The following is a 5359-nucleotide window of genomic DNA, read 5'->3' on the forward strand; positions in this document are numbered from 1 at the left end:
TTCGACGAGGCTCTCGGTTTGCCAACAGAAGACTCCGTCACGATAGCCCTCAGAACGCAACAAATAATTGCTTCCGAAACCGGCGTTGCAGATACTGTCGATCCACTTGGCGGAGCTTACTTCATAGAGGAGCTCACAGACAGAATGGAAGAACTGGCGATGGACTACATTCAGAAGATCGATGACCTTGGGGGCATGGTTGAGGCCGTCCGCAATGGATTTGTGCAAAAGGAGATCCTTGACAGCGCCTACAAGTATCAGGTTTCTATCGAAAACAAAGAACAGATAATCGTAGGTGTAAATGAGTTTGTAAGTGAAGACAAGGAAGTCAAAGATATTCTCAGGCTGGATCCTGCAATCGAAAACAGGCAGAAAAAGAAGATCGAAATGCTCAGAACGAGAAGAGACAATGGCAAAGTCGAGAGTCTGCTTGACGATCTCAGAGAGGCGGCAAGGGGTAGTGATAACCTCATGCCGTTCATACTTAAGGCTGTCAAAGCCTATGCTACTCTGGGAGAGATCGCGAATGCTCTTAGGGACGTTTTCGGAGAATACACCGAAGCCGTTATTCTCTAGAGAGGGGTGGAGACGATGAAGATCAAGGTACTAGTGGCAAAGCCAGGGTTAGATGGACACGATAGGGGAGCAAAGGTTGTTGCTATGGCGCTCAGGGATGCGGGAATGGAAGTGATATACACGGGTCTCAGGCAATCTCCCGAATCTATTGTGAAAGCCGCCCTTCAGGAGGATGTCGATGTCGTAGGACTCTCCATACTCTCAGGCGCTCACATGAAGATATGCAGCAAAGTTCTAAAGCTGATGGAAGATTCGGGAATTGGAGATAAGCCCGTCTTTGTTGGTGGAATTATCCCTCCAGAAGACGCCGAAGAGCTTAAGAAGGCAGGGATCTTCGAGGTTTTTGGACCGGGAACTTCCCTGAAATCTATCGCAGAAAAGATCGAGAAAACGGTAAAGAAATGAGATCCATGGAACTAAAGATAGATCAGTTAAAGGTTTCCAGAGTTTTGAGTATAATAGAAAACAACACGGACGAAGCCAGGAAGATAATCGACAAACTACCTCAAAGAGACTACTTCGTAATTGGCGTTACAGGGAGCCCGGGAGCAGGGAAATCATCCTTAACCGACCGCCTTGCATGTATGAGTGCAGTTGAGAAGTCGACGGCCGTTGTTGCGATAGATCCTTCAAGCCCGTTCACAGGAGGAGCCTTTCTTGGGGACAGGATAAGGATGAGAAGGGCTACCGATTATCCCGGAATTTTTGTTAGGTCGATGGCGAGTCGCGGAAATGTTGGTGGACTGAGTCCTTCGATATACAATACGGTTGAGTTTCTCGGTAGAAGCGGTTACGACTGGATTTATGTTGAGACAGTAGGAGCCGGCCAGTCTGAGACGGATATCGCAAATCTCGCCGATATAGTGGTTCTCGTATTGGCACCGGGTCTTGGAGACGATGTACAGACAATGAAGGCCGGTATTATGGAGATCGGTGACATATTTGTTGTAAATAAGAGTGATCTTCCCGGCTCCGATCAGCTGTTTTCGAGAACAAGAGCAATCCTTGAACTCTCTGGAAAGCAATTACCTGTCGTGCGAACGAATTCCATCAAAGGCAACGGAATTGAAGAGCTTCACAAGAAGATCGAAGAAATTTTGGAAGATTATATAAATTCGGGAAGGCTATCCGAAAAGCGAAGAAAGCGCAACCTTTACAATAACTTGAACAGCGCGTACCAGATTATAAAGGAACACTACGCCGAAAATGCTAAACTTGAAGAGTTGATAAAATATCTTCTTGAGAATATCGGGAGGTAGTCGAAGTGAGATCCGACAAGATAGACCATATAGGCATAGCCGTTAGATCAATCGAGGAAAGACTTTCTGTTTACAGAGATCTGTTGAAGCTCGAACTAACCGGGATCGAAGAACTTCCCGACCGTGGTTTGAGAGTTGCCTTCGTGAAGGCCGGTGATACGAGAATCGAGCTACTCGAACCGATATCTGAAGACAGCCAGATATCAAAATTCCTCGAAAGCAGGGGAGAGGGAATTCACCACATAGCCTTTCATGTAGACAATGTTGAAGGTGCGATCGAAGAAGCTGTTTCACTGAATTTGAAACCGCTTTCGAAGGAGGCCGAGATTGGTGCAGGAGGAACGAAAGTGGTATTTCTCCACCCAAAGAGCACAGGCGGAGTTCTAATGGAACTTGTCGAAGGACACCACTAGGGGGCGAACGATGTGACCGGCAGACTTGAAGAATTCTTTGAAAAAAGCGAAAAGATCACCCTAGGCGGTGGTCAGGACAAGATTGAAAAACATCACAAATCTGGAAAGCTTACTGCCAGGGAGAGAATCGATGCTCTCTGCGATGAAGGAAGCTTTGAAGAATTCGACAGATTTGTGAAGCATAGGGCCACCAGTTTTGGTCTTGAAAACAAGGAATTTCCCGCCGACGGCGTGATAACCGGCATAGGAACCGTCAACGGGCGAAAAATTGCCGTCTTCTCTCAAGACTTCACGGTACAGGGCGGCTCCCTTGGAGAGATGCACGCGAAAAAGATAATGAAGGTACAGGACATGGCCATGAAGCTTGGCATACCGATCGTCGGCATAAACGATTCCGGTGGTGCGAGAATTCAGGAGGGCGTTGATTCACTGTTTGGCTACGGTGGAATCTTCCACAGAAACACTCTTTCCTCAGGAGTCATTCCTCAAATAACGGTAATCTGCGGTCCATGCGCTGGAGGAGCCGTTTATTCGCCGGCAATCACCGATTTCATTGTAATGACGGACAAACACTCTCAGATGTTCATCACAGGGCCGCAGGTTATAAAGGCCGTTACCGGTGAAGAGACCTCTATGGAAGAACTCGGGGGAGCACTCGTACATAATACTAAGAGCGGGAATGCTCATTTCCTAGTACCAGACGATAAGAACGCAATGCTCTTGGTAAGAGAGTTGCTGGAATACCTTCCGCAGAATAACTCGGAAGAGCCTTTGAAGACAGAATCGACCGTCAGTGATCCCGTTCTGGAACTTCGAGAAATAGTCCCGGACAATCCGAAGCAGTCATACGACATAAAGAAAGTTATCTCTCTTGTCGTAGATGATGGTAAATTTCTTGAAGTACACGAACACTACGCCAAGAATATGGTCATAGGTTTTGCAAGAATTGGCGGTAGATCCGTAGGAATTGTGGCAAATCAGCCTCAGTATTTGCGGGTTCTCTAGATATAAATGCTTCCGATAAAGCTGCAAGATTCATAAGATTTCTCGATGCTTTCAATTTGCCTATTATCACATTCGTCGACACGCCCGGCTTCCTCCCCGGGATATCTCAGGAACACGGAGGAATAATCCGTCACGGAGCCAAGCTCCTTTATTCTTACAGCGAGGCCTCCGTCCAGAAGATTACGCTAATTCTGCGAAAGGCCTACGGAGGGGCATATATTGCAATGGGCAGTCAACATCTCGGTGCGGATATCGTTTTTGCTTGGCCCGGGGCAGAAATCGCCGTGATGGGCCCTGAAGGAGCAGCTAATATCATATTCAAGAGAGAGATAGATGCTTCCGACAACCCCGAGAAAACTAGACAGGAAAAGATAGCAGAATACAAAGATGTTTTTGCCAATCCCTTTGTCGCCGCCGGGAGAGGCTATATAGAATCGATAATAGACCCGGCTGAAAGTCGAAGGGAGATTATCAGGGCCCTGGAGACACTGGACACGAAGGTCGAAGGCAGACCATCGAAGAAGCACGGGAATATTCCGCTTTGAGGTGCATCTGATGCCAGATTATGTTCAGATAACCCTCATAGGAGTGGCCATTGTTTTTCTTGTCCTCGCAATGCTGTACGTAATTTTCAATGTTCTTGGTAAACTGTTGTCCGGGGGAGAGGGGCACGGAGTGAAAGCCGTCAGTGAAAAGACCACCTCCAACTCTGTATTGGCACCACTTAGGAGTATAGCGGGCGATGAGGAAGAAGTTATTGCGGCGATAGCCGCGGCGGTCAACGCCGTAATTGGTCACAGCGATTTCAGAATTAGAAGTGTCTCTCCGGTTCCTTCGGCCAGAGCTTCGCAATGGAAACGTAGAGAACCGACCGTCTACTGGAAAGTGAGGAGGAACAGAAATTGAGAAGATTCATAGTGCGAGTTAACGGTAAGGAATACGACGTCGAGATTGAGGAGCTTTCTTCGGCGGCCGGTTCTAATCCGGTGAGCGCAGCTCAGAAACAGGAGACTGCTCAAAAGGTAGAAGCAGTTGAAAGGCCCAGACCTACGGAGACGGTTAGGGACTCTGAAAAACCGGTTGAACCCGAACAGCAAACCAGTGGATCGGGAAGAGGGATCAACATACTTTCTCCGATGTCAGGCACTATACTCGACGTGCTCGTATCTGTCGGAGATTCGGTCTCCCCCGGTCAGAAAGTTGTGATGCTGGAAGCCATGAAGATGGAGAACAGTGTTCTTTCAGAAGATGCAGGTACTGTGAAAGAGATCAGGGTAAAAAAAGGAGATAACATAGATGCAGGCGAAGTAATGATAGTACTGTCATAGGAGCGGTCAGAACCGCTCCTAATGTTTTTGCATGAGCAACTACTTTTCGCAGTTGATCTCGTGCAAGTCGTTCTTCTTCAGAAGGGAGATAAGATGGATTCAGCAGACAGAAACCTTGCTACAAAGGCTAGAGAGCTTTCCCTTAGTGCCTTCGGGGTCTTTCCCGACATACCCTTCTCCTTCAACTCAAGACTTAAGAGGGTACTTGGCAGGCTTGTTTACTCTAAGAGCCGTGAGATGCTGACGCCGCTGAGGATCGAAATCTCTTCTTCTATATCCGACAATGAGGAGCTTCTTAAGAAAACCTTGCTTCACGAGCTCTCCCACTTCTATTTGATGATGAACGACAGGGACTTCTCTCATAATTCTCCAGAGTTCCGCAAGCTCTCTCAGGAGTTGGGATTCGATATTGTGGCCGAATATGAAGGACTTCCGGTACACATATGGGTATGCTCCGTATGCAAGAGGACAGTCGCAATTTCCTTCAACCGTAGAAGGAAGAACGGTTTGTCTTCTTGTTGTAAAGCTCCTATAGAACTTCAAGAAAAATAATTCTAACAATACTTGCCTTTTTGAAAATTCATCTGTTATAATTATTTATACCTAATATCTAAATGGTGATATTTATGGGGACCTATAAGAGGCTTACAAAGGTGCTTGTATATTTTCATGAAGATTATTTTGTTCCGATAAAATTCAGTTATGATGGTATAAAAATAATCGTAAATGCTGTCACTTCTTTTTGGGTGGAGGCTGTGGGAACCCAGAAAGTCTACCA

Annotated in this window: 7 protein-coding genes and 1 pseudogene; all 8 read left to right on the forward strand. The window is 46.8% G+C overall.

What is annotated here, in order from left to right:
• The coding region (locus BG32_RS04550) for a methylmalonyl-CoA mutase family protein (protein ID WP_259459517.1) at window positions 1–576 on the forward strand (576 nt) is incomplete at its 5' end.
• A 15-nt stretch (window positions 577–591) separates the two neighbouring features.
• Complete coding sequence (locus tag BG32_RS04555) at window positions 592–981, forward strand: cobalamin B12-binding domain-containing protein (protein ID WP_039882247.1); 390 nt, start codon at window positions 592–594, stop codon at window positions 979–981.
• A gap of 5 nt (window positions 982–986) precedes the next feature.
• Window positions 987–1835 carry a methylmalonyl Co-A mutase-associated GTPase MeaB gene (gene meaB, locus BG32_RS04560; protein WP_259459518.1) on the forward strand — a complete coding sequence of 283 codons (849 nt, stop codon included), beginning with the start codon at window positions 987–989 and terminating at the stop codon, window positions 1833–1835.
• 5 nt (window positions 1836–1840) lie between these two features.
• On the forward strand, window positions 1841–2248 hold the full coding sequence (mce, locus tag BG32_RS04565; RefSeq protein ID WP_006487054.1) for a methylmalonyl-CoA epimerase: 408 nt from the start codon (window positions 1841–1843) through the stop codon (window positions 2246–2248).
• 12 nt (window positions 2249–2260) lie between these two features.
• A pseudogene (locus BG32_RS04570) lies at window positions 2261–3798 on the forward strand (acyl-CoA carboxylase subunit beta).
• 10 nt (window positions 3799–3808) lie between these two features.
• Window positions 3809–4159 carry an OadG family protein gene (locus tag BG32_RS04575; protein WP_014731109.1) on the forward strand — a complete coding sequence of 117 codons (351 nt, stop codon included), beginning with the start codon at window positions 3809–3811 and terminating at the stop codon, window positions 4157–4159.
• Window positions 4156–4581, forward strand: coding sequence for a biotin/lipoyl-containing protein (locus tag BG32_RS04580; protein ID WP_006487061.1), 426 nt, complete (start codon window positions 4156–4158; stop codon window positions 4579–4581). Before BG32_RS04575 ends, BG32_RS04580 begins: the two co-directional genes overlap by 4 nt.
• Window positions 4582–4641: 60 nt before the next feature.
• Entirely contained in the window at window positions 4642–5133 is a 492-nt protein-coding gene (locus BG32_RS04585; RefSeq protein ID WP_259459519.1) for a SprT-like domain-containing protein, read from the forward strand.
• Window positions 5134–5359 lie beyond the last annotated feature (226 nt).

It is taken from the genome of Mesotoga sp. HF07.pep.5.2.highcov, assembly GCF_003666285.1.
GTDB lineage: Bacteria > Thermotogota > Thermotogae > Petrotogales > Kosmotogaceae > Mesotoga > Mesotoga prima.